At 63.4% G+C, this 26,866-nt stretch carries 28 protein-coding genes; 8 read left to right on the forward strand and 20 right to left on the reverse strand.

Annotated features, from left to right (window positions below):
* Positions 1–89 precede the first annotated feature (89 nt).
* Positions 90–647: a winged helix-turn-helix transcriptional regulator gene (locus ACQ4WO_RS20750; RefSeq protein WP_034753667.1), complete on the reverse strand. Its 558-nt coding sequence runs from the start codon at positions 645–647 to the stop codon at positions 90–92.
* Positions 648–909: 262 nt separating this feature from the next.
* Between ACQ4WO_RS20750 and ACQ4WO_RS20755 the strand changes: the two genes are divergently transcribed.
* A complete protein-coding gene (locus ACQ4WO_RS20755; protein ID WP_436483066.1) occupies positions 910–1,137 on the forward strand; it encodes a hypothetical protein in 228 nt (75 codons plus the stop codon).
* Here the strand turns inward: ACQ4WO_RS20755 and ACQ4WO_RS20760 are convergent.
* The 4 genes from ACQ4WO_RS20760 to ACQ4WO_RS20775 are packed head-to-tail and all read right to left on the reverse strand — an operon-like array spanning position 1,134 to position 5,813.
* The gene (locus ACQ4WO_RS20760; RefSeq protein WP_436483067.1) at positions 1,134–2,141 is read right to left on the reverse strand and encodes a Csu type fimbrial protein; all 1,008 of its coding nucleotides are present in this window, start codon (positions 2,139–2,141) and stop codon (positions 1,134–1,136) included. The two genes, ACQ4WO_RS20755 and ACQ4WO_RS20760, sit on opposite strands and share 4 nt — an antisense overlap.
* Positions 2,141–4,495 (reverse strand): fimbria/pilus outer membrane usher protein, encoded by a 2,355-nt coding sequence (locus ACQ4WO_RS20765; protein ID WP_436483068.1) that lies wholly within the window; start codon positions 4,493–4,495, stop codon positions 2,141–2,143. Before ACQ4WO_RS20765 ends, ACQ4WO_RS20760 begins: the two co-directional genes overlap by 1 nt.
* Positions 4,496–4,541: 46 nt before the next feature.
* Complete coding sequence (locus tag ACQ4WO_RS20770; RefSeq protein WP_223279080.1) at positions 4,542–5,270, reverse strand: fimbrial biogenesis chaperone; 729 nt, start codon at positions 5,268–5,270, stop codon at positions 4,542–4,544.
* Positions 5,271–5,282: 12 nt separating this feature from the next.
* Positions 5,283–5,813, reverse strand: coding sequence for a Csu type fimbrial protein (locus ACQ4WO_RS20775; protein ID WP_436483070.1), 531 nt, complete (start codon positions 5,811–5,813; stop codon positions 5,283–5,285).
* Positions 5,814–6,021: 208 nt separating this feature from the next.
* Between ACQ4WO_RS20775 and ACQ4WO_RS20780 the strand changes: the two genes are divergently transcribed.
* Together ACQ4WO_RS20780 and ACQ4WO_RS20785 are read left to right on the forward strand one after the other, a co-directional pair.
* Positions 6,022–6,150: a hypothetical protein gene (locus ACQ4WO_RS20780; protein WP_436483072.1), complete on the forward strand. Its 129-nt coding sequence runs from the start codon at positions 6,022–6,024 to the stop codon at positions 6,148–6,150.
* A gap of 12 nt (positions 6,151–6,162) precedes the next feature.
* The gene (locus ACQ4WO_RS20785) at positions 6,163–6,966 is read left to right on the forward strand and encodes a response regulator transcription factor (protein WP_436483073.1); all 804 of its coding nucleotides are present in this window, start codon (positions 6,163–6,165) and stop codon (positions 6,964–6,966) included.
* Here ACQ4WO_RS20785 and ACQ4WO_RS20790 read toward each other — a convergent pair.
* Positions 6,963–9,530 carry a TonB-dependent receptor gene (locus ACQ4WO_RS20790; protein WP_436483074.1) on the reverse strand — a complete coding sequence of 856 codons (2,568 nt, stop codon included), beginning with the start codon at positions 9,528–9,530 and terminating at the stop codon, positions 6,963–6,965. The genes ACQ4WO_RS20785 and ACQ4WO_RS20790 overlap by 4 nt on opposite strands.
* Positions 9,531–9,984: 454 nt before the next feature.
* On the reverse strand, positions 9,985–10,575 hold the full coding sequence (gene pnuC, locus ACQ4WO_RS20795) for a nicotinamide riboside transporter PnuC (protein ID WP_436483075.1): 591 nt from the start codon (positions 10,573–10,575) through the stop codon (positions 9,985–9,987).
* Between the two features lie 43 nt (positions 10,576–10,618).
* Here pnuC and ACQ4WO_RS20800 point away from each other — a divergent pair, with 43 nt between their 5' ends.
* Positions 10,619–10,981: a hypothetical protein gene (locus ACQ4WO_RS20800; RefSeq protein ID WP_436483076.1), complete on the forward strand. Its 363-nt coding sequence runs from the start codon at positions 10,619–10,621 to the stop codon at positions 10,979–10,981.
* On the opposite strand, the gene ACQ4WO_RS20805 is transcribed toward ACQ4WO_RS20800, so the two are convergent.
* Together ACQ4WO_RS20805 and ACQ4WO_RS20810 are read right to left on the reverse strand one after the other, a co-directional pair.
* On the reverse strand, positions 10,903–11,604 hold the full coding sequence (locus tag ACQ4WO_RS20805; protein ID WP_436483077.1) for an isochorismatase family protein: 702 nt from the start codon (positions 11,602–11,604) through the stop codon (positions 10,903–10,905). The genes ACQ4WO_RS20800 and ACQ4WO_RS20805 overlap by 79 nt on opposite strands.
* 65 nt (positions 11,605–11,669) lie before the next feature.
* Positions 11,670–12,536 (reverse strand): pirin family protein, encoded by an 867-nt coding sequence (locus ACQ4WO_RS20810; protein WP_436483078.1) that lies wholly within the window; start codon positions 12,534–12,536, stop codon positions 11,670–11,672.
* Positions 12,537–12,655: 119 nt separating this feature from the next.
* Between ACQ4WO_RS20810 and ACQ4WO_RS20815 the strand changes: the two genes are divergently transcribed.
* Both ACQ4WO_RS20815 and ACQ4WO_RS20820 read left to right on the forward strand, forming a co-directional pair.
* Complete coding sequence (locus tag ACQ4WO_RS20815) at positions 12,656–13,561, forward strand: LysR family transcriptional regulator (RefSeq protein ID WP_436483079.1); 906 nt, start codon at positions 12,656–12,658, stop codon at positions 13,559–13,561.
* Positions 13,562–13,607: 46 nt separating this feature from the next.
* A complete protein-coding gene (locus ACQ4WO_RS20820; RefSeq protein WP_436483080.1) occupies positions 13,608–14,411 on the forward strand; it encodes a metallophosphoesterase family protein in 804 nt (267 codons plus the stop codon).
* Here the strand turns inward: ACQ4WO_RS20820 and ACQ4WO_RS20825 are convergent.
* The 3 genes from ACQ4WO_RS20825 to bla all read right to left on the reverse strand — a co-directional run bounded on the left by ACQ4WO_RS20825 (position 14,408) and on the right by bla (position 17,025).
* Positions 14,408–14,581: a hypothetical protein gene (locus ACQ4WO_RS20825; RefSeq protein ID WP_175444615.1), complete on the reverse strand. Its 174-nt coding sequence runs from the start codon at positions 14,579–14,581 to the stop codon at positions 14,408–14,410. The two genes, ACQ4WO_RS20820 and ACQ4WO_RS20825, sit on opposite strands and share 4 nt — an antisense overlap.
* Positions 14,582–14,592: 11 nt before the next feature.
* On the reverse strand, positions 14,593–15,801 hold the full coding sequence (locus ACQ4WO_RS20830; RefSeq protein ID WP_219329710.1) for an RtcB family protein: 1,209 nt from the start codon (positions 15,799–15,801) through the stop codon (positions 14,593–14,595).
* Positions 15,802–16,080: 279 nt separating this feature from the next.
* The gene (bla, locus tag ACQ4WO_RS20835; RefSeq protein ID WP_436483081.1) at positions 16,081–17,025 is read right to left on the reverse strand and encodes a subclass B3 metallo-beta-lactamase; all 945 of its coding nucleotides are present in this window, start codon (positions 17,023–17,025) and stop codon (positions 16,081–16,083) included.
* Positions 17,026–17,151: 126 nt separating this feature from the next.
* On the opposite strand from bla, the gene ACQ4WO_RS20840 reads away from it, so the two are divergent.
* On the forward strand, positions 17,152–17,955 hold the full coding sequence (locus ACQ4WO_RS20840; RefSeq protein ID WP_436483082.1) for a metallophosphoesterase family protein: 804 nt from the start codon (positions 17,152–17,154) through the stop codon (positions 17,953–17,955).
* On the opposite strand, the gene ACQ4WO_RS20845 is transcribed toward ACQ4WO_RS20840, so the two are convergent.
* Positions 17,952–18,479, reverse strand: coding sequence for a dihydrofolate reductase family protein (locus ACQ4WO_RS20845; protein WP_436483083.1), 528 nt, complete (start codon positions 18,477–18,479; stop codon positions 17,952–17,954). The genes ACQ4WO_RS20840 and ACQ4WO_RS20845 overlap by 4 nt on opposite strands.
* A gap of 41 nt (positions 18,480–18,520) precedes the next feature.
* Here ACQ4WO_RS20845 and ACQ4WO_RS20850 point away from each other — a divergent pair, with 41 nt between their 5' ends.
* The gene (locus tag ACQ4WO_RS20850; protein WP_436483084.1) at positions 18,521–19,117 is read left to right on the forward strand and encodes a TetR/AcrR family transcriptional regulator; all 597 of its coding nucleotides are present in this window, start codon (positions 18,521–18,523) and stop codon (positions 19,115–19,117) included.
* Between the two features lie 30 nt (positions 19,118–19,147).
* Here ACQ4WO_RS20850 and ACQ4WO_RS20855 read toward each other — a convergent pair whose 3' ends face one another.
* The 7 genes from ACQ4WO_RS20855 to ACQ4WO_RS20885 form a co-directional block, all read right to left on the reverse strand.
* Complete coding sequence (locus tag ACQ4WO_RS20855; protein ID WP_436483085.1) at positions 19,148–19,825, reverse strand: type 1 glutamine amidotransferase domain-containing protein; 678 nt, start codon at positions 19,823–19,825, stop codon at positions 19,148–19,150.
* Between the two features lie 21 nt (positions 19,826–19,846).
* On the reverse strand, positions 19,847–21,010 hold the full coding sequence (locus ACQ4WO_RS20860; protein ID WP_436483086.1) for an iron-containing alcohol dehydrogenase: 1,164 nt from the start codon (positions 21,008–21,010) through the stop codon (positions 19,847–19,849).
* An 87-nt stretch (positions 21,011–21,097) separates the two neighbouring features.
* Entirely contained in the window at positions 21,098–21,700 is a 603-nt protein-coding gene (locus ACQ4WO_RS20865; RefSeq protein WP_436483087.1) for a TetR/AcrR family transcriptional regulator, read from the reverse strand.
* A gap of 145 nt (positions 21,701–21,845) precedes the next feature.
* The gene (locus ACQ4WO_RS20870; RefSeq protein ID WP_219329704.1) at positions 21,846–22,625 is read right to left on the reverse strand and encodes an enoyl-CoA hydratase; all 780 of its coding nucleotides are present in this window, start codon (positions 22,623–22,625) and stop codon (positions 21,846–21,848) included.
* 73 nt (positions 22,626–22,698) lie between these two features.
* Positions 22,699–23,895 carry an acetyl-CoA C-acyltransferase gene (locus ACQ4WO_RS20875; protein ID WP_034753391.1) on the reverse strand — a complete coding sequence of 399 codons (1,197 nt, stop codon included), beginning with the start codon at positions 23,893–23,895 and terminating at the stop codon, positions 22,699–22,701.
* Positions 23,896–23,955: 60 nt separating this feature from the next.
* A complete protein-coding gene (locus ACQ4WO_RS20880) occupies positions 23,956–24,402 on the reverse strand; it encodes a PaaI family thioesterase (protein WP_436483088.1) in 447 nt (148 codons plus the stop codon).
* Positions 24,403–24,464: 62 nt separating this feature from the next.
* On the reverse strand, positions 24,465–26,864 hold the full coding sequence (locus ACQ4WO_RS20885) for a 3-hydroxyacyl-CoA dehydrogenase/enoyl-CoA hydratase family protein (protein ID WP_034753388.1): 2,400 nt from the start codon (positions 26,862–26,864) through the stop codon (positions 24,465–24,467).
* Between the last annotated feature and the right edge of the window lie 2 nt (positions 26,865–26,866).

Here is a 26,866-nt window from a genome sequence, read left to right on the forward strand (position 1 = left end):
GCACTTGCATTGCATAGTGCGACGGTAACGCCTTGCCGTGCAGTCCGTCTTGCTTTGCGCCAAACCTGGTGCGCGCCTGCCAGCGCGTCTCAGGCCAGGTGCCCTTCCGCCACCCAGCCGCGGTTGGCGGCCGGCGCCTTCGGTTTGGGCGCGATGCCGCTGCTTTTTTCCGCGTCGAGGATGATGCTGCGCATGCTGTCGCTGGCGGCAGGTCCTGGCGCGAACGCGTAATACTCGTCATTGATGGGCAAGCCCGTCGTGGCGTCGACCAGCACCGGATCGGCGGCCAGGCCCGTATCGCGGCTGGCGATGACGAGGCTGGCGCCTTCCGGCGCAAAGTTTTCATTGCCCCAGGCGATAAACGCCAGCAAGACGGGCTTGAAGGCGCGTCCGGACTTGGTCAGCACGTAGTCGTAGCGGGGTGGCTTGGCGCAATACAGGCGGCGCGTCATCAAGCCGCCTTCCACCAGGTCGGCCAGGCGGCGCGTCAGGATGGTCGGGGCGATCTTGAGGCTTTTTTCAAATTCGTCGAAGCGCGTCTTGCCATAAAACGCTTCGCGCAGGATGAGGATGCTCCACCATTCGCCCACCTTGCCCAGGCTGCGCGCAATCGGGCAAGGCAAATTATTAAAGTTGGTATGTTTCATGACCATCTCCTCACATTGATTCAACACAACAATCGAAAAAAATTTCAGTTGCAACACGGAAACTTAGTTACTATCATTTTGAAAGTGAGGTGCTTGCCCCTGCGGCGGGCTGAAAATACACGAAAACTCACACTTTCCTTGTTCAAGTACAATCATGGCTGGTTCTGCTCTCCCAATCCCGGTGCGAAAAACGGTGCCAGCCACGCCTTCCGGCGCTGCTGCCCACGCCCGTTTTTCACTCGATGCGTTCACGATGCCCCCTATGAAGCTTGCCGTACTGCCTGCCCTGCTCGCCCTGTCCCTTTGCCAGACCACCACCGCCGGTACCGCCTCTTCCGCAACGCTGCAGGCCACCTTCGTCGTGCAGGAAGCGTGCACCATCGTTTCGCAGCGCAACATCACCCAGGTACGCTGCCAGCACAACACGCCTTATCTGCTGCACCAGCAGGCGACGCCATCGGGCGCCGGCCTCGTTACCGTCACGTTCTAAAAATAAATCGTTGCCGTCACCGTGTCCTTGTAGTCGCCGGGGCGCGGCGACACCTGCGCCGGCACGCGGCCGTAAATCGTCAGCGGCACGCTGGCGCCCGTGCCCGTGCCCGTCACCATGCTCGTGCCTGCCGTGCCATCACCCCAGGGCGCACCATCGAGCGTGGATGACAGCAGGTAACTGACCTTGTCCGTCGTTAAGAGGTTTTTCATTTGCCGGTTGGCCACATTGGCCGCCACGCTGCCGCCGTTCAGGGCAATCTGGTAGGCGTTGTTATTCACGCAGCGCACGGACAAGGTGCTGGTGCTGCGCAAGTTGCCCGTCAGGATGGAGGCGTTGGCGAATGCCATCGGGCTGGCCGCGATGGTGCAGTCGTTGACGGCCGTGGCACTCACCGTGAAACCGAAGCTGCCGCTGGTGGCCGTGCAACCCTGCAGGTTGACGAGGCCATACGTCGTGTAGGTGTAGGTGCCCACGCCGGCAAAGCTCGACGCATAGACGGTATTGGCGTTGGCGACCGTGGGCACGGCGGCCAGGGCCGTACCGGCAGGAATCTTCGCGTACACGGTAAAGGTGGTGGAATACGTGCCGGGCGGGGCCAGCAAGCCGGCCGACAGGGTCATGCCGAAGGTCGATGGCGCGCCTGTCACGCCGGCGCCCCCCCAGATTTTTGCCGTCGCATATGAACTGTCCACGTACACGTTGTACTCCATGCGGTTGCTGCCATTGCCCAGCTTGCGCGGCAGGGCCGAGGTGGAATTCGTGCCCAGCCCCAGCGAGATGCACACTTGCGCATTGGGCGTAAGTAACTGTCCCAGGTTCAGCGACGAAAACAGGCAGCTGAAGGTGCCTGTTGCCTGCGCCACGTAGTCGGTGCCGGAAATCGGGCTGACGGAGCCAAAATTGATATTCGTCATGCTGACCGTGCAGGTATCGGCCGCCTGCGCCACACTACCCCAGGCGCAGCCCAGCAGCAAGGTCAGCCATGGCAGCAGGCGGCGCATCAGCGGCCTCCCCCGGCGGCAACGGCCGCGCAACGCAATGGCCCGATCAAGGGCAAGCCGCCTGCGGCCGGACGCACATACGCAAAGCCGACCGTGCACGCGCTGTCGCCCTCGCCGACGTGCAACTGATTCTGTTCGCGCAGGTCGTCGACGAAAATGATGCCGTCAAAGCCCACGACCGTCTGCCTGCCGCTTTGTACATGCAGCACGGGCAAGCCCGTGGCCAGCGGCTTGCCATCGGCGCCCTGCACGATGACGGTGGCGGCGCTGTAGCGTTCGACGGGAAACGCCGCCAGCACGCCGGCCAGGTGCTGCGGCACAACCGTCATATTGGTCACGGGTACGCGCGCGTCGACGTCGAGTTCATCCGTGGCGATGCTGATCTGGTTATTCCCATAGGGATTCAAATTCGGCACCAGCAGATAGCCGCTCCTGCCCGTCACGCCGATCTGGCGATTTTCATGCAGCACAGGAATATTGCCCACGCCGCCAGTGGAGACCAGCGCAAAACCGTTGCCCACCTGGCGCGCCGTCTCGACATGGCCATCCATCAGCACCAGCGCGCCAGCCGCGCCCAGCGAGGAAGCATTGCCCATGCTGCTGCTTTGCGTGCGCGCGCTCACGCGGCCGTCGTTGCCCAGGTATTCCACTTGCGCTTGCCGGTAGGTATTGCCGCCCACCGTGCCAGCTTGCAAGTTCCAGCCGAAGCCGCCGCCAAAGTCCGCCGCGCGCTGCGCGCTGACGCTGCGGCCGCTCTCGCCGTTTTGCCGGCTGGCGCTCGTGCTGATGGACAGATTATTGTCGAAAGCCATGCTCAGGCCGACATAAAATCCCCGCTTCTCGCGTTGCCGCAAATCCTGGAACAGACTGGCGTTCAGGAACAGGCCGTGAAACAGGGTGGCCGAATAGCCCACGGTGGCCAGCTTCGATGGCGGCGCGCCCGGTGTGCGGTAGCTGATATAGCTGCTGCTGATGCTGCTACCCGCCGGCAAAGGCAGGCTGACGGTAAAGCGGTCCGCCGCGCGCACCACGGGGCTGCCGTCGCGCGAGGCCAGGTCGCCAAAGCCGGCGCTCGCGCGCACGCTTTGCACGTCGACGCTGAAGCGTGGCCCCATGTACTGGTAGCCGGCGCCCAGCTGCGCGCCACGGCTGCGGCCGGCGCTGGCCGACAACGATCCGCTGAGCACGCCCGCCTGACCCAGCCGCACCAGAGCACCCGCCCCCGCCTGATACAGGCCGGCAGCCAGTTCCGCATGTCCTTCGATGGTGAAGCTGTCGCTGACGCCATGGCGGACGGAAGCGCTGGCAACGAGCTGCCGCTCATAGCCGAACAGGCGGCGGCCATAGTCGCGCCGCACGGCGCCCGCCTCGACCGAATAATCGCTCAAGCCGGCAGCCAGCATGCGCGTATCGACATACAGGGGCAGCACGGTCGTCACGCTGCGCCCCAGGGCATCGCGCGTGATGATGGTGGCTTGTCCGGCACCATTGATGCCGGCCACCTGGTTCAGCACGAACGGACCGCTGGGCACGCTGGCAGCATATTGCTGCACGCCATTGACGTACAGGCTCAGCGACGAAGGCACGAGCGCCGTGCCGTCGAAGGAGGCGACGGGAAAAGTCAGCAGGTCGGGGCGCAGCTGGAAATTCTTGCGCCACTGCAGACCACCGACGCGCACGACGCGGCTCCAGCTGAGCGAGGAGGAAATCAGGTCGCCCACTTGCCACGTCTGCAGGGTCTCGGGGTCGGCGTGGCTCCAGAACGTGTCAAAACGCATGTATTTGCGCTGGTCCGATCCCAGGTTCAAAGTGCCGGTGTTGCTGAACACGCCGCTGTCATTGAAATAGCGCAAGTCGTTGAAGATGGCGGCGCGCCGCGTCCGGCCCAGTTCCGCATAGGCTTCGTAATTGAGGACGGCGCCGGGCGTGACGCGCGACGGCGGCGTCTGCGGGGCCAGGCGCGCGTTGATGCGGTACGGCGAACGCAAGTCGTCCGCCACCTGCAGCGACACGCTCTGGCGCGCCGCATCATAGTCATAGCTGAGTCCGGGAATCGCATCGAGCGCCACGTCGGTCTGACCGGGTGCGAGCAGGCGCGCCGGGTCCAGCCCCAGCTGCTGCAAGTTCGCCACACTGCTGCGCAAGCCTTTGCCCACCTGGGTAAAGCGCAAGATCAGCCCGGTTGATTCAGCATTCACAGTCACCTCCAGATACAGTTCGTTCGGCGCCATCGGATCGCTCGGCAAGCTGGCCGGTCCCGGATCGGCGCCCGTCTCGGCGGCCGATCCATCGGCCCTGGCCACCGGTGCCATGGCCAGCAACAGCAACAGCAAGGATGCCAGTGCGCGTCTCATGGTTTAACCCGGTTCGCGGCAAGCCCGCCCGCCATGGCGGCCCGGTTCAAGGTGTCGAATTCGTGGCAACGAGCGCCTTTGCGTTCACGTTTGCCGCAATACTCAACGGTCCATCCAGTTCGGCCTCCCTGGCGACGGGCAGGCGCCAGACGCGCATGCGTGCCGCCAGGACATAACCAAACAGCCCCTTGCTGATGACAAATTCCTTGCCCGCTTGGTTCGTCAACGTCATCGCACCGATCTGCGCATGGAAGTTGCCGCTGTTCTTGACACGCAACATCCACTCGCCCCGCTCGCGAAACACTTGCCAGTCGAGTATTTCCTTGCCCGGCGCACCGGCCGGCAGCACGAACACGGGCACCGAATAGCGCAGGCGGATATCGATGCCGCTGCGGCCCGCCCCATCTTCGCGGCTGACTTCATCGATGAGCACGCGATACGTCTTTTCCTGCGCCACGGGGCCAGCCTGGGCACGCACGAGGCGGATGGTCTGCCGGCTGTTGGCGGCGATTTCCACGATCGGCGGACTGGCCACCAGTTCCTGCGTCGGCGCCAAGGTTTCCTCGCCATCGCGCTGCTCCCAGGCGAACACCCGCACCTGTCCATAGATGGGCTGGTCGCCGAGGTTTTGCAAATTGATGCCCGCTGCATTCTGTGGGGCGCGCAAATTGAGCGTCACCGGCGAAATCTGCAGATTGGCGCCCTGAACGCCAGCGGCGCAGCAGGCCAGCAGCGCCAGCACGCTTTTCATCAGGGAAACAGCAGCGGCCTTCACGCGGCGCCTGGCTTAAAAGTAAACGGTGGCCGTGATAGTCGACTTGTAGGTATCGGGCGCCGGCGTCGCCTGCGGCGGAATATTGCCGTACACCGTGATCGGCTGCGATGAGCCGTTGCCGGTGCCGCCGACGGTATCCGTGCCTTGGGTATCGCCCCACAAGGTGCTGCCGGCCGCCTGGTACAGATTGAATTGCACCGTACCCGTATTGCCGCCCGTGCCGCTCATGTAGCGCGTGGTGCCGCTCGAGCCGCTGCCCGAGCCGGCCGTCAAGCCCACGTTATACAGCGTGGTGTTGGTGCAGGTGACGTTCACGGTCGTATTGACGTTCACGGCAGTAGCCAGTACACCCTGACTTTGGCCAAAGTCGAGATTGGCCGCCGCGATGGTGCAATTGGCGATGATTTTCAGGGTAACGTCAAAGGTGGTGGTGGCGCTGCCATTCAAATACACGGCGGCGTCGGCGCCACGCGGCAGGAGCGCCGTGGCGGCAACAGCCACGCTGGCGGCAACGACAAGGCGGGGAAAAATAACTCGCAACATGATACCTCCTGATGATGGAACATCATTAATGAGCCCACCAATATGAAGGGCATCGAGGATAGTCACGGTATTGCCGGCGTTTTCTCGGGCACGCAAACCAGGACGACAAAATACTTGTGCCAAGAGTCAGGAACCCGGGGACTCCGGCATTTTTTGCGGCATTGGCAAAACAGATTTTTTGGCAATCCACATTGCTTAAAATCAATGCATGAGCGAAGTATTGGCGATCTGGGAAATCCTCGCTTCTTCTGGCGGAGAAACATCTTTTGAAACACGAGAAAAGCAGAAAAAAAAGAAAAAGCAGGGCATAATAAGCAACAACTTGCTATTTGGTTAAGTCTTCCATGCCATGCCATTGACCAGCGAAACCATCAGAAAGAACATCTTGATCGTGGATGATTCCGCGTTCGAGCAGCGCATGCTGATGGAACTGCTCAGCGAGCAGCCCTATCGATTCAGCATCGCTTTCAATGGCTACCAGGGCTACCAGCTGGCACTGGCCACGCATCCCGACCTGATCCTGCTCGACGTGCGCATGCCTGAAATGGATGGCTACACGGCGTGCCGTTTGCTCAAGGCCAATCCCGAAACGGAACAGATACCCGTGATCTTTCTCAGCGGCGCCGATGCCGCCAAGGAGCGCATCATGGGCTTGCAGGTGGGCGGCGTCGACTACATTTCAAAGCCGTTCACGCCGGCAGAACTGGCCGCGCGCATCCATATCCACCTGGGTTTGATGCGTAAAAGCAACAGTACCTTGCCAGCAACGACACCGATCAGCGACAAGCTGCAGCATCCGGACCTCGTGTTCGTCAACGCCGTCAAACAACTGATCCTCGACAACCTGGGCAGCCTGCCGAACCTGTCCGAAATCGCCCGCAGCGTGGGCACCTACCGCGAAAAGCTAACCCTGATGTTCCGCGAGCAGACGGGCATGACGGTCTTCGCCTTCATCCGCGAAGCGCGCATCGCCCGCGGCGTGGAACTGCTGCAGCAGACCGAGATCGACGTGCAGGATATCGCCCTGCTGATCGGCTTTCACAACGCAGGCAACTTCGCCACGGCCTTCCGCGAACGCATGGGCGTCACGCCCAGCGCCTACCGCCAGCGCCTGCAGGAGCAGACGGGGCAGCGGCAGGCAACGGCCGGTTAGAACTTGTAGTTCAGCTTGAGCGAGGCGAAACGTCCGCGCGGGTCGGCTTGCGTATAGTCGAAGCCCGAGGCAGAGTAATCCCACGGCGCGCGCTTGTTGGCCAGGTTTTGCACGATGAAGGTGACGTTCGCCGCTGGCGTGACTTGCCAGCTGGTGGTCACGTCAAACGTGCTGAAGGCGGCCACGGATTCATCAAGATGCGTGTTTTGCGCATAGCTGCCCACGTAGTTCCAGGTGAGCGTGGACGACCACTTGCCCTGCTCCCACGTGGCCGAGGTGACGCCGCGCCATTTCGGAATCGAACCGAAATAATTGGTGCCGGCGCCATCGGTGAGCGGCGCGCCGTCGGACAGCGGTTCGGCAAAGCGCAGCACGCGGCTCAACTGGCCGGCCAGGGTCAGCTTGCCCCAGTCCTTGTCGACGAAGCGCTGGCGCAGGTCGAGGTCGATACCGGACACTTCGCGCTGCCCCTGGTTGCGGTACTGGCGGTACAGGGTCGTGATGCGGCCATCGGCATCGCGCGTGATCTTCTGCGGCGCCGACGCTTCGTTGGCGAGAGTGGTGGTGGCGCTTTCCGTGCCGATCACGCCATCCTGCTTGATGCGGTAATAATCGAGGCCGATGCTCGAACTGCTGGTCGGCGATACCACCACGCCCAGGTTCAGGTTATTCGACCGCTCGGGGCGCAGCTTCGGATTGGCGATGGTCATCACCGTCACGCCGCGCGACTGCGTGGGCGTAATCGGGTCGCGCGGATCGATCACGCCGGTATAGCTGACGGCCGTGCTGTCGGTGATTTCCGGCAGCGACGGCGCGCGGAAGCCGCGCGACACGGTACCGCGCACCAGCAGCCACGGTGCCGCCTGGTAGCGCGCGCTGGCTTTCGGCGAAAACGCATTGCCGAAATCGCTGTAATGGTCGGCGCGGCCCGCCAGGTTGACGGACAGGTCTTTTACGACGGGCACGTTGAATTCGGCAAACAGGGCCGACACGCTGCGCGAACCGTTGATGATGTTGATGGCCGGACGCAGCTCCGTGCCCGACAGCACGGCCGTCGAGGTTTGCGAATCCATCTTTTCGCGGCGCCACTGCGCGCCGGCGGCAAAGCCCAGCGGACCGGCAGGCAATTGCCACAGGTCTTTCGCGGCCGAAAAATCGACGGTGTCGAGAGTCGACTCGGCCGGACGCAGGGTCGACAGGCGCAGACGGTTGCGCACGGCTTCGCTGTTTTGCGACTGGTCGAAGAAGTTATAGCTGCCGTCGGCCAGCACCTTCTGGAATTCGTAGCGGTTGACGAAGTTCTGCACGGTTTCTTCCAGCTTGCTGCTCGAGTGGCCCACGGCCGCATCCCAGTCCCAGCCCGCCAGCGTGCCTTTGATGCCCGCCAGCGCGCGGTAGAAGGTGACCTTGTCCTGCTTCAGCCTCGGTCCCAGGTCGAACAGGGTGGCCGTGAACGGCAGGGGCGTGGTGCCCGGATTGTTCGGGTGGCCGATCGGCAGCACGACGGGAATGGTGTCGAGCGCCTGGGTGGCGTTGTTCCACACGCGCGTGGCATTGTTGACGGTGAGCGGCGCGCTGAAGGTCTGATCGGCGCGCGAATAACTGTGCAGCAAGTCGACGTACGCTTCCGTGTCTGCGTTCAGTTTGAAGGTGGCGCGCGCGGCCGTGTGCACGCGCTCGATGCCGGGGATCAGGGTTTTATACGGCGACGGGTTATACGCGAGCACTTGCCCCGTCTTGCCGGGGGTGATGTCGCCATAATTGACCAGCTGCAGCGGTGCGCGCACGCCGCCCAGGGTCCGCGTCGGATCGCTGCCCGCATAATTGGTGGCTACCCAGCCCAGCGCGCCACGCTGCTGATTGCGGAAGTCCGCATCGCGCATCCACGCCACGTCGCTTTGCTGCAGCTTGTCGCGCTGCTGCGCGTCGATCGAGAAGACCAGGCTGTAGCCGTCTTCCTCGAGCTTGCCGAACCCCGTCTGCAGCGCCGCGCTCTTTTCATGCTGGCCCGTGCCTTCGGTCGAGCCGCCCCACTGCGCCGTGATGTCCGTGCCCGTAAACTCCTTGTACAGGATGATGTTGACAACGCCGGCCACGGCATCGGAACCGTAGATCGACGAGGCGCCATCCTTGAGTACCTCGATGCGCTGCACGGCCGCCATCGGCAGGCTGTTCAGATCGACAAAGGTTTCCTGCAGGTTTTGCGCCGTCGCATAGCTGGCCACGCGCTTGCCGTTCACCAGGATCAGGGTATTTTTCTGGCCGATGCCGCGCAGCGACAGGCCCGAGGTGCCGGCCGAGAAACTGCCCGTATATTGTTCGTTGTAGCTGTTGCCGCTGTTGGCCGAGATGGCGCGCAGCACGTCCGACACGCTGGTCTTGCCGCTGGCTTTCAATTCCTTGGCCGTGATGACCTGCACGGCGCTGGCGCCCTCCTTTTCGCTGACGCGGATATTCGATCCGGTGACGTTGACGCGCAGCATGTCGTCCTCGGCATGGGCGATGGTGGAGACGGCGGGAAAGGCGGCGGCGATGGCAAGACTGATGGCGAGTGGTTTGAACATGGTTTCCTCTTATTGGGATTGCAGCCTTTTTCAGATAAAAAAGGCCGAGCAGGGGCACGCGGACCGGGTGGTCAGCGGGCAAACGACAACGAAATGTATGGGTGACTTACAACGCCTAACAAAACCGTAGCGAGCGGAAGTAAGTTGCGATCGAGAAGCGCAACTGTACGAAGGTACAGTGAGCATCGCAGGCCGCAAATTACGACGCGCAGCAGATTTTGATAGGCGTTCTTAGAGGATGCGTGGACGAGCACGCATCGGCATCCACTGCGCCATGCATTGCATGGTCAGCTGGTGCCGGGCGGCGTAAAAACAGGCAGAAAGGGTAAAACGCAACATAAAAGACACCGGTAAGCGGGGAAAGGCCACTATATCCCGGTGTCTTTATGGGGTGAACGAATTAAAAATTGAATGTATATACGATTTGGATCTAAGGACTTGGTTTTTGGCAATATCACGCGTCGGCCATCGCCGGCGGTGCGGCCGCCGCGCGGCGTGCCTGCACGCTCCACCAGTACCAGGAAATGACGGCGTTGACCCAGTAGGCCGCATACAGCACGGCCGTCAGGTGCAGGCCACGGCTGTAGTAAAGCGGCACGGCCACCGTGTTGACCAGCAGCCAAAAGGCCCACGTCTCGATGCGCCGGCTCATCAGCAGAAATTGCGCGATGATGCTAAATACCAACACCGCCGAATCGATGAACGGCGCGTAGGCATTCGTGAAGCGGTGCAGCAACATGCCGTAGATCGCCACGGAAGCGATGCCGGCCGGGACTATCCAGGCCAGGCTGCGCCAGCCCGTGCGCGTGATCGGCAAGGGCTGGCCGCCGGCGCCGCGCCGCCATTGCAGCCAGCCGATGACGCAGGTGACGATGAAAAACAGCTGCAGCATCACGTCGGCATACAGGTTAACCTGGAAAAACAGCACGGCAAACAGCACGCAGCCAACGATGCCGATCCACCAGGAATGAATGTTGTTACGGCCAGCCAGGACGATGGAAACAGTCATCAAGACATTGGCGGCAATCTCGAGCGGGGGAGTCAAGCGGATTTCCTTTGGGTGAAGACACGCCGCCACTATAGCCCATTTGATATCCGCAACCCGCCAGGTCACCAGCTTCGCGCAGCTCGCGCGCGGCAAGTCCACCCTGCTGGCGCCCAAGGTGGGCTGGTATGGGGCAGACCATGCGGCGGCCCGTCCGGCCCTGGAAAAAGACGGCCGCCTGAATACCTTCGGCGGCTTCCGGCAAGGCATCCTCATGCTCGACGCGGGTCCCGCCGACCTGGCGCGCCTGAACGCCGCCATCACGCGCCTGGAGCAGCGCGGCGTGCTGGTGGCGATACGCAGCAATTATGAACGCCGTAGCGGCGGTCAGCCCTTCGATGCCGCCTCGAGGATTTCCAGCTTCGTTTCGCGGCCATTCTTTTGCACGCCCTGCGCCTTGTCATAGCTTTCGATCAGGGCGCGGTATGGCGGCACGATGTGGTCGGTCATGATGGCGGCGAATTCCATCGCGTCGGCGCGGTTCCAGGTGCTCATCACTTCAGCCAGCACGGCATACGTGTCGATCGGCACGGCGCCCGCCTGCGTCACGCGCGCCATGGTGATGTCGGTGGCCATCTTCGACCAGTTGCCCGAGGCGTCGATGATGGCAAACACCTTGTAGCCGGCCGCCAGCGCGCTGATGGTGGGAAAAGCCATGCACACGCTGGTGAGCGTGCCGGCGATCAGCAGGGTCTTGCGGCCCGTCTTCTCGATGGCATCGACCCAGGCCGGATTGTCCCAGGCATTGATCTGGCCCGTGCGCGGGATGTAGACGGCTTCCGGGTTGAAATGGTGGATTTCCGGGATCAAGGGGCCGTTCGGGCCGTCGGGCACGGACGCGGTGGTCAACGTCGGCATCTTGGCCAGGCGCGACAGCTTGGCCAGCGCCGTGACGTGGCCGCGCAGCACGTGCTGCTCGATGTCGCGCACCAGCTGGAACAAGCCGCTCTGGTGGTCGATCAACAGCATGACGGCGTCGTCGGGATCGATCATGGGTGGCAAACCTTGGAAGTTGGCGGGGGTGCTCATGGTGGTCTCCTGAAAAACCGTGCCGCGGGATGCGGCACGGGTACTACACAAATTCACTGCACAAATTACTTCGCGATGCGGGCGAAGCGGCCGCTGTTGAAATCCTCGAACGCCTGCGCGATTTCCGCTTCGGTGTTCATGACGAAGGGGCCATGGCCGACGATGGGCTCATCGATCGGCTCGCCACTGAGCAGCAGCACCACGGCATCGTTGTTCGCCTCGACGGTGATGCTGTCGCCGTCGCGCTCGAACAGCGCCATCTGCGCTTCGCGCACCACGCTCTCGCCGTTGACCAGCACCGTGCCATGCAGGACGATCAGCGCCGTGCTCCAGCCGCGGGTCACGGGCAGTTCCGTCAGCTTGCCCTGCCCCAGGCGCACATCCCACACCTGCATCGGCGAGAACGTGCGGGCCGGGCCATGCTGGCCAGCGAAATCGCCGGCGATCACGCGCACGGAACCTGCATCGTCGGGCAGCGCCAGCGTGGGTATCGTGTCGCTGGTAATGGCCTGGTAGCCGGGCGCCGTCATCTTGTTTTTCGCCGGCAGGTTCACCCACAGCTGCACCATTTCCAGGGTGCCGCCCGACTGCGTGAAGGCAGGCGAGTGAAACTCTTCATGCAGGATGCCGGCGCCGGCCGTCATCCACTGCACGTCGCCGGGGCCGATCACGCCGCCCTGGCCCGTCGAATCGCGGTGCGCCACTTCGCCCTTGTAGACGATGGTCACCGTTTCAAAGCCGCGGTGCGGGTGCGAGCCGACGCCGGGCGGACGGCTGCCGGGTGCAAATTCGGCGGGGCCGGCATAGTCGAGCAGCAGGAACGGGCTCAGCTGCTTGCCATGGCCGTTATACGAAAACATCGAGCGCACGGGGAAACCATCGCCTACCCAGTGCTGGCGCGGTGCGCTGTAGATACCTGTGACTTTGTTCATCTCGATCTCCTGTTGAGGTTTGCATTACGCTGGAGACAGAATACGCTTGCAACGATGAAGCGGGTAGACGGTAAAATAGGCCATCAGCGTTCCAAAAATAGAACGACCAAGGAGGCGGCATGCAGGACCTGAACGATTTGTACTACTTTGTGCAGGTGGGCGACCATGGCGGCTTTGCGCCGGCCGGGCGCGCGCTGGGCATACCGAAATCCAAACTGAGCCGGCGCATCGCGCTGCTGGAAGAGCGCCTGGGCGCACGCCTGCTGCAGCGGACGACGCGGCATTTTTCCGTCACCGACGTGGGACAGACGTTTTACGAGCATTGCAAGGCGATGCTGGTGGAAGCGGAGGCGGCGCAGGAAGCGATCGAACTGACGCGCGCCGCGCCGCGCGGCACGGTGCGCCTGTCCTGCCCCATCGCCCTGCTGCAATCGCTGGTCGCGCCCATGCTGGCCGGTTTCATGCGCGCGCATCCGCAGGTGACTCTGTTATTGGAAGCGAGCAACCGACGCGTCGACCTGGTGGCCGAGGGCATCGACGTGGCCATCCGCGTGCGTCCGCCGCCGCTGCCCGACAGCGACCTGGTGCTGCGCGTGCTGGCCGAACGGGGCCAGTGCATGGTGGGCAGCCCCTTGCTGTTCGCCGGTGCACCGCTGCCGAAGGCGCCGGCCGACCTGGCCGACTGGCCCAGCCTGGCCCTGGGCATGCCGCAACAGCACTACCAGTGGGATTTGCATGGCCCCAATGGGGCGCGCGCCCAGCTGCGCCATACGCCGCGCTTCGTCACGGGCGACATGCTGACCCTGCGCGACGCGGCCGTGGCCGGCGTGGGCGTGGTGCAGCTGCCGACCATGATGATCACCGAGCAGGTGGCCAATGGCAGCCTGCTGCAGTTGATGGAGCAATGGCGGCCGCAGCGCGAAATCATCCACGCCGTGTTTCCCTCGCGGCGCGGCCTGCTGCCGGCCGTGCGCGCACTGATCGACTACCTGGCGCACAGCTTCGCCGCACTGCCGGAAGAATGAGGGTTTTCAGGTACGATGGCGTACCCTCCCATCACCTGGATACCGCATGCGTTTATTGATTTTGTCGGACCTGCACCACGAGCTATGGCGCGATGAAGCGCCGCAGGGCGACCTCGCGCTCAGCTGCCCCGACGCCGTCATCCTGGCCGGCGACATCGACACGGGCACCCGCGCCGTCGCCTGGGCCGCCAGCGCATTCGCGGGCCTGCCCGTGCTGTACGTACATGGCAACCACGAAGGCTACGGCCACCATCTGGACAAGGTGCGCCAGGAGCTGCGCGCGGCCTGCGCCGCCACGCCCAACGTGCATTTTCTCGATGCCGGCACCCACGTCATCGCCGACCAGGCTGGCAAACAAGTGCGCTTCCTGGGCGCCACCCTGTGGACGGATTTCCGTCTGCTGGGCGACGACACGCGGCAAGCGGCCATGCGCGACGCGGAAGCCGTCATGAACGATTACAAGCGCATCCGTCTGGCCGGCATGGGCTTTCGCAAGCTGCGCGCTGCCGACACGGCCATGTTCCACGCACAGCAAAAAGCGTGGCTGGCGCGCGAACTGGCGCAGCCGTTCGACGGACGCACTGTCGTCATCAGCCACATGGCGCCGTCGCTGCTGTCGGTCGACGATGCCTACGGCAGCGAGGGATGTTCGCCTGCCTACGCTTCGCGCCTGGACGACCTGGCCGCGCAGGCGGACCTGTGGGTGCATGGCCATCTCCACATCTCGCGCGACTACCGCATCGGCCACTGCCGCGTCGTATCGAACCCGTGCGGCTACAGGACGCGCAGCGGCACGCCGCAAAATCCCGATTTTGATCCGAACTTCATCGTCGAACTGCCGGTCCGCTAATCGTCAGCTTTGAGGCGGCCCGCCAGCATTTGCTGCAGGCGGTGCTTGCCGGCCCGGCGCGCCGCGCGCGGCGACGCCTCCGACTGGTGCGCGCCGGCGCCGCCGCGCAGTTTCGCTGCCGCCACCAGCGGGTTGCGCGGCTTGGACGTGGCTTTCACTTTGATTTTCATATGCTCTCCTTTCAACCCTTGATGCAGACGACCTGGCGCAAGGTATGCACCACCTCCACCAAGTCGCTCTGGTGCGCCATCACGGCATCGATATTTTTATAGGCGGCCGGAATCTCGTCGACCACGCCGCCATCCTTGCGGCATTCGATACCGGCAGTCTGCTCAGCCAGATCGAAGCGGTCGTAGCGGCGCTTCGCCTCGCTGCGGCTCATGCTGCGCCCCGCTCCGTGCGAGCAGGAACACAACGACTCCGGATTGCCCTTGCCGCGCACGATGAAGCTGCGCGCGCCCATGCTGCCGGGGATGATGCCCAGCTCCCCCTGCCGCGCCGAAATGGCGCCCTTGCGCGTCACGTACAAGTCGGCATTGCCATGCGTTTCGCGCGCGATGTAGTTGTGGTGGCAGTTGATGGCCTCTCCGTCGAGCTGGAACGGCGGCGCAAACTTCGCCAGCACGTCGAGCACGCGGCGCATCATTTCGCTGCGGTTGAGCAGAGCGTAATCCTGCGCCCAGTCCACCGCTTCCACATAGTCGTCGAACACCGTGGAGCCTGCACTCAGATAGGCCAGGTCCGCGTCCGGCAACTGCAGCTGGTGGCGCCGCATATCCTTCTGCGCGGCGGCGATGAAGTATCGGCCGATGGCGTTGCCGATGCCGCGCGAGCCCGAATGCAGCATGATCCACACGCGCTGTTCCTCGTCGAGGCAGATCTCGATGAAATGGTTGCCGCCGCCGAGGGTGCCGGCCTGGCATATCCACGTGCGTTCGAACTGGCGCAGCATCTTGGCGATGCCGCGGTGGCGCTCGACGATGTGCTCCAGGCGGCCGGCAAGGGGGCGCGCGGCGCGTGCATGGCGCGAACCCTGTACGCGGCTCCAGTCGTGCTGCTCGAAACCGACGGGCACGTCCGCTTCGATGGCGCTGCGCAGGCGCGCCAGATTGTCGGGCAAGTCGCTGGCCGTCAGGGTGGTGCGCACGGCGTTCATGCCGCAGCCGATGTCCACGCCCACGGCGGCCGGAATGATGGCGCCGCGCGTGGGGATCACGCTGCCGACGGTGGCGCCGATGCCGGCATGCACGTCGGGCATGGCCGCCACATATGGATGGACGATGGGCAGGCTGGCGATATTGTGCAGCTGGCGCAATGCCTGCGCGTCGATATCGTCGGTAAAAATATGCACGGGCACATGGGCGCCGCGCAGTGTCTGATGAATGGGCATAACGGTGTTCCTGATGTCTGCGTTATGCCGGGGTCCTGGTAAACCAAAAAACCCCGGCGAGTTTCCTCACCGGGGTTTTCAAGGACACCGGCTCGGGATCGGCAAGATGCCGATGGCCCCGAGCGTCATGCGCGGGGCTAGTGGAGGTACGACTTGCTGCCAGCCTGCTCGAACATGGGTATCCTTTCTTTTGTTGGATTAATCTGCACTGCGGACGATGATTCTGCACCGGATGCTGCAGTGCGTCAACCGCTTTTCATGGCGAACGCGCCAACGTTGTTATTTTGTCGCAGCCGCTTTTTCCTTGGCGATGCGCGCATCGAGCTTCGCTTCATTTTTGGCCGCGTAGCTGCTGCACGCCTGCGTATCGATGAAGGGATTCGGCGTGACGCCCTCCAGCAGTTGCGTCAGCTTGCGGTCGCCGCCGGAATGGTCGGGGTGAGCCGAGATCAGGATGTCGCACGGCAGTTTGGCGAAGTCGTGCATGACCTGGCGGAAGGCCGGCGTCAGGTCCGCATGGCGCTCATCGCCCAGGTAGTGAAAATCATCGGCCGCCACCGGCGTGAGGCTGGCGCCGAACACCACGTTCAGGCAGTCCTGACGCTCCGCATCCTCGCACGAGACCCAGGTCCAGCTGGTGCTGCCCGGCGTATGACCAGGCGTGTAGCGCGCCGTGACGGTCACCTCGCCCAGCTGCAGGGTTTCGCCATCGGCGATTTCGCGCACATTCTCCACGGCCGGCATGGGGTCGATTTCACCCGCTTGCGGATCCATGGCGAGCACCGAGCCCGCGCGCAGCGCCTGCGCACCGAGCGGGCTGGCGACCACTTGCGCGCCGCTGTCGCGGGCCAAGGCGGCGATGCCGCCCGAATGGTCGAAATGCGCTTCCGTATTCAGGATGAACTTGATGTCTTCCAGGCGAAAACCCAGCTCGAGGATATGCTCCTTGATGGCGGCCACCGATTGCGGCAACGCGCCATCGATGAGGATCAATCCCTCGCGCGTATCGATCAGCACCACGCTCAGGCCACCCACGCCCACATAATACGTGTCGCCATGGATGCGCGCCGGCTGCTGCGGGCGGTTCCACTGCGCCGCATAGAGCGAAGCAATCGGCTGCGTCAAGGGATCGATGGCGGGCGTTTCCGCATGTGCGGCAAACGGCAGCGCCATGGTGGCCAGCGCGATGCTGAGCAAGGTCTTGGGAAGGAAGAAAGGCGGCATGCGGCTCCAGTAATGAGTGTGCGGTAATCGATGCTACAGGGTAACGTCGCTACCCTCGCGCGGTCAAGCAGACGGACGCGGCGACTTGCGCTACGATGGAGGCCCAGTCACTGCTCCCCTATCGCCATGCGTCTGCTGATCCTGTCCGACCTGCACCTGGAAGTCTGGGGTGACGACACCCCCGCCATCGACCTTGCCGCCTGCCGACCCGACGTGGTGATCCTGGCCGGCGACATCGACACGGGCAGCAACGCCATCGCCTGGGCCGCGCGGACCTTCGGCGCCCTGCCCGTGCTGTACGTGCACGGCAATCACGAGGGCTATGGCCACCAACTGGAACACATGCAGGACGCCGTGCGCGACGCCTGCGCCAGCGCGAACGCGCAGGGCGCGAACATCCGCCTGCTCGACGGCGACGCCGTGACGCTCGACGGCGTGCACTTCCTCGGCGTCACGCTGTGGACGGATTTCCTGCTGTTCGGCGCCGAGCGCCGGGACGAAGCCTTGAGCGCGGCGCAAGCCTACATGCCCGACTACAAGCGCATCAGCACGGGCGGCGATACGCCGCGCCTGCTGTGCGCCACTGACACAGCGCTGCTGCACGCGCAGCACAAGACCTGGCTAGCCGAGCAACTGGCGCAACCGTTCGCTGGCAAGACCGTCGTCATCACGCACATGGCGCCATCGATGCTGTCGGTGGAAGAGCAATACGCGGCCAACCTGGGCTCGCCCGCGTTCGCCTCGCAGCTCGATGAACTGGTGGCGCAGGCGGACCTGTGGGTGCATGGCCACATGCACGCCTCGCTCGACTACCAGATAGGCGAGTGCCGCGTCGTGTGCAACCCCTGTGGCTACAAGCGCCCCGACGGCACGCCGGAAAATGAACGCTACGATCCCGGCTTTATCGTCGATATCGCCAGCGCGGGCTAATTTTTCCGATAGCGCAGCTGCACCACGCCGCTGGGCAGCTGGCGCGTGCCATCCAGGCGCCAGTCGCTGCGCGGCAAGTCGTCCTCGAACAGGCGCACGCCCTTACCCAGCACCACGGGCAGCACGGACAAGGTCAGGCTGTCGATGACGCCTTCGCGCAAACCGGCGCGGATAACGGCGCCGCCATCGAGATACACGTGGCGGCAACCCTCCCCCGCCAGCGCCGCCAGCACGTCCCGCACGCTGCCTTCGCGGCGCTGTTCGCCATGGCGCGGCGCGAAGCCGCGGTGGCTCAATACCTCCACGCGCTTGCCCGCATATGGCCACGGTTCGAACCCCAGCACGGCGTCATACGTGGTGCGGCCGATCAGCAAGGTATCGACCTGCTCCATCAATGCCGTGTAGCCGGTGGTATCGGGCGAGTCGGGCGCCAGTTCGGCCAGCCAGGACAGGTCGCCGTTTTCTCCCGCGATGCAGCCATCGAGGCTGATGCCGAGAAAAACGCTGACGAAAGGTTTTTGCATGGGTGCTCCTTGATTTAATTCTACAGTGTAGAATTATGCCCATGAAAACCCAAAAACTTCAAGCCACGGAATCTCCCGTGCGCCGCGCCGGGCGTCCGCACCGCACCAAGCCCGCGTTGGACAACGCCAGCATTCTGCAGGCTGCCCTGGCCCTGCTGGAAGAAAAAGGTGACGCGTTTTCCATGCGCGCGCTGGCGCACAGCCTGGGCGTCGATGCCATGGCCCTGTATCACTACTACGCGGGAAAAGAGGAATTGCTGCTGGCCTTGATGGCGCAGCGTTTTGCCGCGCTCGACCCGCAGCAGCCGCCATTTACGCAACGCCAGGGGCCGCAGCGGCGTGTGCTCGCGCTGTGCGCGCTGTACCTGGAACTGGTCAGCGCCACGCCGTATTTCGTGCGCCTGATGGCGCGCGGGCTGGTGGAGCAAGCCGACGTGGCCGAGCGATTTACGGCGCTGTTCGAATTGGCCGTCGATGGCCTCGCGCTGAACAAGAAAACCCGGCTGCGCGGGCGCGACGCGCTCGTCGATTTCCTTCACGGCTATGCGCTGGCGGGCAGGCCGGCCAGCGAAATCACCTGGCACGCCTCGGTCGGCCTGATCCTGGCGGGCATGGCCGCCGGACGCACTACGGTGTGACGACGAGCGGCCGAACGCACTACCCGGGTATCAGCCCAGCAGCTTGAGCAGCGCCTGCGCGGCCGCTTCCGACGACGCCGGATTCTGGCCCGTGACCAGCAAGCCATCGGTGACGGCGTACGGCTGCCAGTCGCCCAGTTTCGAGTAGACGCCGCCGTTTTGCTTGAGCATGTCCTCGACAAGGAAAGGCACGATGGCCGTCAAGCCGACGGCGTCTTCCTCGGTATTCGTAAAGCCCGTCACCTGCTTGCCGCGCACCAGCGGCGTGCCGTCAGCTGCCTTTACGTGGCGCAGCACGCCGGGCGCGTGGCAGACGGCGGCGACGGGCTTGCCGGCGGCGATCATCTGCTCGATCAGCGCGATCGAGTGCGGGTCTTCGGCCAGGTCCCACAGCGGGCCATGGCCGCCCGGGTAAAACACGGCATCGAAGTCCCCCGCCTTCACGTCGGCCAGCTTGCCCGTGTTGGCCAGCACGGCTTGCGCATCGGCGTCCTGCTTGAAGCGGCGCGTGGCGTCCGTTTGCGAATCCGGCTCGTCGCTTTTCGGGTCCAGCGGCGGCTGGCCGCCGTTGGGCGAGACCACGGTCAGCTTGGCGCCCGCTTCTTGCAAGGCATAGTAGGGCGCGGCAAATTCTTCCAGCCAGAAACCGGTTTTCTTGCCGGTATTACCGAGTTGGTCGTGCGAGGTCAGTACCATCAGGATGTTCATGTTGTGTCCTTTATGTCAGGGTTACAGTGCTGCTTCGAGGATACCGCGGCTGCGCGCGAGGTCGATATCGCGGTGTTCGCCGAGGGAGGTCATGCCATGTGCTTCCAATTGTTTCAGTACCGCTTCCACCGCTTCCTGGCCCAGCTGATAGGCCGACAAACGCGTCGGAATGCCCAGGCCTTCAAAGAAGGCGCGCGTGCGGGCGATGGCGGTATCGATGCGCTCGTCGTCGCTGCCGCTGGTGATGTTCCAGACACGTTCACCATACTGTAGCAATTTGCCGCGTTTCTGCTCGCGCTGTACGTCCAGCAGGGCCGGCAGCACCAGGGCCAGGGTGCGTGCATGGTCGATGTCGTACAGGGCCGTCAGTTCGTGGCCGATCATGTGGGTGGCCCAGTCCTGCGGCACGCCCGCGCCGATCAAGCCATTCAGGGCCAGGGTGGCGGTCCACATCAGGTTGGCGCGGGTGGCGTAATCGTCGGGCGAAGCGACCGCCTGCGGCGCGATCTCGACGAGCGTCTGCAGCAAGCCTTCGGCAAAGCGGTCCTGCACCTTCGCCTGCACCGGATAGGTCAGATACTGTTCCGTGGTGTGGACAAAGGCGTCGACCAGGCCATTGGCTACCTGCGTGGCCGGCAAGGTGAAGGTCTTGCTCGGATCGAGCACGGAAAACTGCGGGTACAGCAGCGGGTTGCGAAAACTCAGCTTGTCATGCGTGGCTTTTTTCGTCACCACGCCGCCGCTGTTCATTTCCGCCCCAGTGGCTGGCAAGGTCAGCACCGTGCCGAACGGCAGGGCGCGCTGCACATTGGCGCCACCGCGCTCGGCGATTTCCCACGGCTCGCCGTCGTACAGGGCGGCTGCGGCAACGAACTTGGTGCCATCGATCACGGAGCCGCCACCGACGGCCAGCAGGAAGTCAACTTTCTCGCTGCGCACTTGGGCGACGGCGCGCATCAGGGTTTCATAGCTGGGATTGGGTTCGATGCCGCCAAACTCCTGCACGCTGCGCTGGCCCAGCGCAAGAGCAGCTCGCACTTCGGCCAGGGTGCCCGTCTTTTCCGCGCTGGCGCCGCCGTACAAAATCAGCACGCGCGCATCGTGCGGCACCAGGGCGGACAATTTGCTGACGGTGTCGGCGCCGAACACGATCTTCGTCGGGTTATGGAATTCAAAATTCTTCATGCTGCTGCTCCTTTATTATTAGACTGGTCGTCTATAACGCAATTCAAAAAAACGCGGACGTCTGTCATCCGCGTACTTGACACTCGCTTACTGGTCCGGCGGCAGCTGCAACATGGCCAGGGTCGCACGCCACGCTGTTTGCAAGGCGCTGGCGTCGCGCCGCAGCTTGGTCAGCATGGCCGCGCCCAGCCACAGCTGGTATAAGGTGGCGGCCATCTGGGCCGGGTCGGCCACCGTTGGCAGCGTATCGTCCACCCTGCCCCGCGCGATGGCTAGGGCCAGCCTTGCGATGATGCGGTGGGTGCCGTCGAGTAGCGCCACGCGCATCGGCTCCGACATGTCGGCCACTTCGCTGCTCAGCTTGACCACCAGGCAGCGGCAGTCGCAACCGCTGCCGTCGAGGCTTTCGCTGGTCCAGCTGGCCCAGTACGCCATCAGCGCCTGCGCCGCGCTCTGGCCGGGCCGGCCCAGCACGCGCTCCATTTCGTCCAGGTAGCCGGTGACGTAATCTTCCAGCATCGCCTCGCCAAACAACTCCTTGGACTTGAAGTAATGGTAGAACGAGCCCTTGGGCACGTCGGCGGCCGACAGGATCTCGTTCAGCCCCACCCCGGCAAAACCCTTGCGCGTGATGATGGCCTTGCCCTGGTCGATAATGTGCTGGCGCACATCGGTGTATTCAGCTTTCATGCGAGGCATTGTAGCACAATTAGACCAGTCGTCTAGCTCGAATTAAGCCCAGAAGAAAAATCTGGGGTCAGATCCTCAAGGCCGCTAACGCAGAGGCTTGCGCTATCGGGCGCGGGGGGCTGACCCCGGCAGTCAGCCAGTCAGCTTAGGCAAACTTCTTGAAATCCGGCTTGCGCTTTTCAAAGAAGGCCGTAAACGCTTCCTTCGCTTCGGCGCCGCCCAGCATGGCGCTGAACAGTTTGTTTTCCTCGGCGATGGCGGCCTTCATCGGCTCCATGCGGCTTTGCTTCATCAAGCGCTTGGTAGCGCGGATCGAGGCGGCTGGCAACGCTACCAGCTTGGCCGCCTGGCCTTGCGCATACGTCATCAAGTCGTACAGGGGCACGACTTTCGAGACCAGGCCCATTTCCAGCGCTTCGCTGGCCGGGAACGCTTCGCCCAGCATCAGCTTTTCCGCCGCGCGCGGGTAGCCGGCCAGTTGCGTGAGCAGCAGGCTGGAGCCGAACTCCGGGCACAGGCCCAGTTGCGTGAACGGCATCGAGAAGCTGGCATTGTCGGCCGCGTAGACGAGGTCGCAATGCATCAGCAAGGTGGTGCCGATGCCGATGGCCGGGCCGGAAACAGCCGCCACCACGGGCTTGCTGCTGCCGTACAGGGCGCGCATGAACTGGAACACGGGGCGGTCATGGTCGAGCGAGCCATCCTTCGGGCGCGCCGTCTTCATGAAGTCATCGAGGTCGTTGCCGGCCGTGAAAATCTCGCGCTTGCCGCAGATCAGGATGGCGCGCACTTCATCATCGGTCTCGGCCGCCACCAGCGCATCGGCCAGGGTCTGGTACATGGCGCCCGTGATCGCATTCTTGCGTTCCAGGCGGTTGAATTCCAGGGTCAGAATGCCCTCGCTCTTGCTGCACAAAATATCCATGTCGTCTCCAAAAAGATAAAGGGCGCCGGGGTAATCCCGCAGCGCCCTGTTTTATTGCTTTAGCCAGCCAAACTTATACGCGTTCAAAAATTCCTGCCGCGCCCATGCCGGCACCCACGCACATCGTGACCATGCCGTACTTCTGCTTGGTGCGCTGCAGTGCGTGGATCACGGTGGCGGCGCGGATGGCGCCGGTGGCGCCCAGCGGGTGGCCCAGGGCGATCGCGCCGCCCATCGGGTTGACCTTCGATGGGTCCAGGCCCAGGTCGCCGATAACGGCCAGGGCTTGCGCGGCAAACGCTTCGTTCAGCTCGATCCAGTCCAGCTGGTCTTGCGTGATGCCGGCGGCGGCGCAGGCTGCGGGAATCGCGAATTTCGGACCGATGCCCATGATTTCCGGTGGTACGCCACGCACGGCGAACGACGAGAATTTCGCCAGTGGGGTCAGGTTGTGCTCGCGCAGGATTTTTTCGCTGACGATCAACAGCGCGCCGGCGCCGTCGGACATCTGCGAGCTGTTGGCGGCCGTGACGGAACCCTTGGCGGCGAACACAGGCTTCAGCTTGGCCAGCGACTCCATCGACGAATCGGCGCGCGCGCCTTCGTCGGTGTCGACGGTGCGGCGCGTTACATCGACCTGGCCGGTGGCCAGGTTCGGCGTGCGCGTGATGATTTCCACTGGCGTCGTTTCGGCCTTGAAGAAGCCGGCTTGCTGCGCGGCGATGGCGCGGCGGTGCGATTCAACGGAGAACGCGTCCTGCTGTTCGCGCGACACTTTCCATTGCTGCGCCACTTTTTCGGCCGTCAGGCCCATGCCGTAAGCCATGCCGATGTTCTCGTCGCTGAACATGTCCAGGTTCATCGATGGGTGGTGGCCCATCATCGGCACCATCGACATCGATTCGATGCCGCCGGCGATCATGACGTCGGCTTCGCCCACGCGAATGCGGTCGGCCGCCATGGCAATCGCCGTGATGCCCGAAGCGCAATAACGGTTGACGGTGACGCCGCCGACGGTTTTCGGCAAGCCGGCCAGCAGCACCGAGTTACGCGCGATATTGAAGCCCTGCTCCGCTTCCGGGAACGAGCAGCCGATGATGGCGTCTGTGATCAATGCAGGGTCGAGGCCAGGCGCTTGCGCCAGGGCCGATTGCAGCACGCGCACCAGCAGGTCGTCCGGGCGGGTGTTCTTGAACATGCCACGCGGCGCCTTGCCGATCGGGGTGCGGGTTGCAGAGACGATGTACGCGTCTTGAAGTTGTTTGCTCATTTTATGCTTTCAAAGATGTTGAACGAGGTTCGTGTTCTGTCGAATGTCCGGGATGCTGGCCTATCGCTTCTGCGACAAATACCAGTCCACCGTCACCTGTGCCGCCAGCGTGCCTTCGGAGTCGAAAATATCGACTTCCACAGGAAACGCCACCTTGCCATCCTGCGCCAGCTGCGCCTTCAAGGCAGCCAGGTCGCCCGGTACCCGGCCTTCGGCGCGCGTCGCGCCCCGGGCCACCTTCTGGTACTGGATGCGCGACTCCTTGGCCACCGGACGCAAGCCCAGTATCAGCTCGGCGAAGCCGCCAGCCATGGCCGCGCCGGAAGCCGTTTCGGCCAGGGTAAACAAGGCGCCCGCATGCTGCGTGCCCAGGTGATTATTCAGTTTTGGATCTTCCGGCATCGACACCTTCGAGGTGCCGGTGCCGATGTCGTCGATGCTGATCCCCAGCAGCCGCACGAAGGGCAAGGTGTCCATCATCTGTTGTTTGATACGGTCATACACCATGCTTGGCCTCACGCGCAGCAATACTTTAAAAATAATGGACAGGATCGCCATCGACGTCAGGCTTAGTTGCGTACCGGCTTACCGGTTTGCATCATGCCCATGATCCGTTCCTGGGTTTTCGGATGGTTCAACAGCTCCAGGAATGCCTTGCGTTCCATATCCAGCAGCCACTGTTCGCTGACGAAGCTGCCCTGGTCCACGTCGCCGCCCGATACGATCTCGGCGATCATCTCGCCCAGCTTGAAATCGTGCGCCGAAATAAAGCCGCCGTCGCGCATATTGACCAGCTGCGCCTTGATGGTGCCCCAGCCGTAACGGCCCGTGACCTGGATCAGCGATGGGAGCGCTGGACGGAAGCCCGCGTCGAACATCGCGCGCGCTTCGACCTTGGCCACGTGCAGCAGCTCGTAGGCGTTGAACACGATGACGTCGTCTTCCTTCAGGTAGCCCATCTTCTTCGCTTCCAGCGCCGATTTCGACACGTTGGCGGTGGCCGCATTGGTGAAGCCCGTCTTCAGGAATTGCAGGATATCGTTACCCTTGGCTTCCTTGTAGGCGCGCTGCGCCGCTTCCTTCAAGCCGCCGCCGGCAGGAATCAGGCCTACGCCCACTTCCACCAGGCCGATGTACGACTCGATCGAGGCCACGCGCTTCGATGCGTGCAGGGCCAGTTCGCAACCGCCGCCCAGCGCCAGGCCAGCGACCGCGGCGATCACCGGCACGTTCGCGTATTTCAGCGACATGAAGGTGTTCTGCAGTTCGGCGATGATCGGATCGACGGCTTTCACGCCGCCTTGCATGAACGCCGGCAGTGCCGATTGCAGGTCGGCGCCGGCCGAGAAGGCACCGCCTTCGGCTGCGTCGGCGTGCCAGATCACCAGGCCCTTGAAATTCTTCTCGGCTTCGGCCAGCGCCAGTTTCAGGCCATTGATCACGCCTTCGCCGATCACGTGCATCTTGGTCTTGAACGAGATGATCAGGACATCGTCGCCCGTATGCCAGACGCGCACGGATTCGTCTTCGAAGACGGTGGTGCCGGCGGTCTTGCCGTCGATGGCGCCGCTGCCCAGGACGGGCGCGCGGAATGGCTGGCGGTCATATACGGACAGGGTCGAACGCGGCACGAAGCTGTTCGACACGGCGGAGTACGAACCTTCCGGCGTATGCACGCCGCCTTTTTCAGCGACCGGACCTTCGAAGACCCAGGCTGGCAACGGTGCATTGCACAGCGCGTGGCCGGCGTCGATGTCTTCCTTGACCCAGTTGGCCACTTGCAGCCAGTTCGATGCCTGCCACGTTTCAAACGGACCGACGTTCCAGCCGAAGCCCCAGCGCATGGCGAAGTCGATGTCGCGCGCATTGTCGGCCACGGTGTCGAGGTGGATGGCGATGTAGTGGAAAGCGTCGCGGAAGATCGCCCACAGGAACTGGCCTTGCGGGTTCGTCGATTCGCGCAGCGCCTTCATCTTCTTGACCGGATCCTTTTCTTTCAGGATGCGGGCGATGATGTCGGCAGCCTTGGCGCCGCCGGCCACGTATTCACCGGTGGCAAAGTCCAGGCGTTGAATTTCCTTGCCGACCTTCTTGTAGAAGCCTGCGCCGCTCTTCTGGCCCAGCGCGCCTTTTTCCACCAGCTTGGCCAGCACTTCCGGCGTCTTGTAGACGGCGGCGAACGGATCGTTCGGCAGGTAGTCCTGCATGGTCTTGATCACATGGCCCATGGTGTCCAGGCCGACCACGTCCGCCGTGCGGAAAGTGCCCGACTTGGCGCGGCCCAGCTTGGCGCCCGTCAAATCATCGACGACGTCCACGGACAGGCCGAATTTTTCAGCTTCGTGCACGATGGCCAGGATGCCGAACACGCCCACGCGGTTGGCGATGAAGTTCGGCGTATCCTTGGCGCGAACCACGCCCTTGCCCAGGGTGGTGGTCAAAAAGCCTTCCAGCTGGTCGCTGATTTCAGGCTTGGTGAACTCGGTCGGGATGATTTCGACCAGGTGCATATAGCGCGGCGGGTTGAAGAAGTGCACGCCGCAGTAGCGCGATTTCAGGTCGGCATCGAAGCCTTCGGCCAGCTTGGTGATCGACAGGCCCGAGGTGTTCGAGGCGAAGATCGCGTTCGGGCCGATGTGCGGGGCCACCTTCTGGTACAGGTCGTGTTTCCAGTCCATGCGCTCGGCGATGGCTTCGATGATCAGGTCGCAACCAGCCAGCAGGTCCAGGTTGTCTTCGTAGTTGGCGACCTGGATCAGCGCCGCGTCGTCCTTGTTGCCCAGCGGGGCAGGCGACAGCTTTTTCAGGTTCTCGATGGCGCGCAGCACGATGCCATTCTTTGGACCTTCCTTCGCCGGCAGGTCGAACAGCACGACCGGCACTTTCGCGTTGATGCAATGGGCGGCGATCTGCGCGCCCATCACGCCGGCGCCGAGGACGGCTACTTTTTTAACGATGAAATTGGTCATAT

This window comes from Janthinobacterium aestuarii (assembly GCF_051380835.1).
GTDB classification, from domain to species: Bacteria; Pseudomonadota; Gammaproteobacteria; order Burkholderiales; family Burkholderiaceae_D; genus Janthinobacterium; species Janthinobacterium aestuarii.

Coding starts and splice junctions, on each gene's coding strand:
- ACQ4WO_RS20805 (WP_436483077.1), bottom strand. CDS start 11,604: ATGAGCACCCCCGCCAACTTCCAAGGTTTGCCACCCATGATCGATCCC.
- ACQ4WO_RS20790 (WP_436483074.1), bottom strand. CDS start 9,530: ATGTTCAAACCACTCGCCATCAGTCTTGCCATCGCCGCCGCCTTTCCC.
- ACQ4WO_RS20780 (WP_436483072.1), top strand. CDS start 6,022: ATGAGCGAAGTATTGGCGATCTGGGAAATCCTCGCTTCTTCTGGCGGA.
- ACQ4WO_RS20860 (WP_436483086.1), bottom strand. CDS start 21,010: ATGAAGAATTTTGAATTCCATAACCCGACGAAGATCGTGTTCGGCGCC.
- ACQ4WO_RS20765 (WP_436483068.1), bottom strand. CDS start 4,495: ATGAGACGCGCACTGGCATCCTTGCTGTTGCTGTTGCTGGCCATGGCA.
- ACQ4WO_RS20825 (WP_175444615.1), bottom strand. CDS start 14,581: ATGAAAATCAAAGTGAAAGCCACGTCCAAGCCGCGCAACCCGCTGGTG.
- ACQ4WO_RS20760 (WP_436483067.1), bottom strand. CDS start 2,141: ATGCGCCGCCTGCTGCCATGGCTGACCTTGCTGCTGGGCTGCGCCTGG.
- ACQ4WO_RS20875 (WP_034753391.1), bottom strand. CDS start 23,895: ATGAGCAAACAACTTCAAGACGCGTACATCGTCTCTGCAACCCGCACC.
- ACQ4WO_RS20820 (WP_436483080.1), top strand. CDS start 13,608: ATGCGTTTATTGATTTTGTCGGACCTGCACCACGAGCTATGGCGCGAT.
- ACQ4WO_RS20810 (WP_436483078.1), bottom strand. CDS start 12,536: ATGAACAAAGTCACAGGTATCTACAGCGCACCGCGCCAGCACTGGGTA.
- ACQ4WO_RS20855 (WP_436483085.1), bottom strand. CDS start 19,825: ATGAACATCCTGATGGTACTGACCTCGCACGACCAACTCGGTAATACC.
- ACQ4WO_RS20885 (WP_034753388.1), bottom strand. CDS start 26,864: ATGACCAATTTCATCGTTAAAAAAGTAGCCGTCCTCGGCGCCGGCGTG.
- ACQ4WO_RS20775 (WP_436483070.1), bottom strand. CDS start 5,813: ATGTTGCGAGTTATTTTTCCCCGCCTTGTCGTTGCCGCCAGCGTGGCT.
- ACQ4WO_RS20830 (WP_219329710.1), bottom strand. CDS start 15,801: ATGCCCATTCATCAGACACTGCGCGGCGCCCATGTGCCCGTGCATATT.
- ACQ4WO_RS20850 (WP_436483084.1), top strand. CDS start 18,521: ATGAAAACCCAAAAACTTCAAGCCACGGAATCTCCCGTGCGCCGCGCC.
- ACQ4WO_RS20870 (WP_219329704.1), bottom strand. CDS start 22,625: ATGGATATTTTGTGCAGCAAGAGCGAGGGCATTCTGACCCTGGAATTC.
- ACQ4WO_RS20845 (WP_436483083.1), bottom strand. CDS start 18,479: ATGCAAAAACCTTTCGTCAGCGTTTTTCTCGGCATCAGCCTCGATGGC.
- bla (WP_436483081.1), bottom strand. CDS start 17,025: ATGCCGCCTTTCTTCCTTCCCAAGACCTTGCTCAGCATCGCGCTGGCC.
- ACQ4WO_RS20840 (WP_436483082.1), top strand. CDS start 17,152: ATGCGTCTGCTGATCCTGTCCGACCTGCACCTGGAAGTCTGGGGTGAC.
- ACQ4WO_RS20865 (WP_436483087.1), bottom strand. CDS start 21,700: ATGAAAGCTGAATACACCGATGTGCGCCAGCACATTATCGACCAGGGC.
- ACQ4WO_RS20750 (WP_034753667.1), bottom strand. CDS start 647: ATGAAACATACCAACTTTAATAATTTGCCTTGCCCGATTGCGCGCAGC.
- ACQ4WO_RS20755 (WP_436483066.1), top strand. CDS start 910: ATGAAGCTTGCCGTACTGCCTGCCCTGCTCGCCCTGTCCCTTTGCCAG.
- ACQ4WO_RS20880 (WP_436483088.1), bottom strand. CDS start 24,402: ATGGTGTATGACCGTATCAAACAACAGATGATGGACACCTTGCCCTTC.
- ACQ4WO_RS20815 (WP_436483079.1), top strand. CDS start 12,656: ATGCAGGACCTGAACGATTTGTACTACTTTGTGCAGGTGGGCGACCAT.
- ACQ4WO_RS20785 (WP_436483073.1), top strand. CDS start 6,163: ATGCCATTGACCAGCGAAACCATCAGAAAGAACATCTTGATCGTGGAT.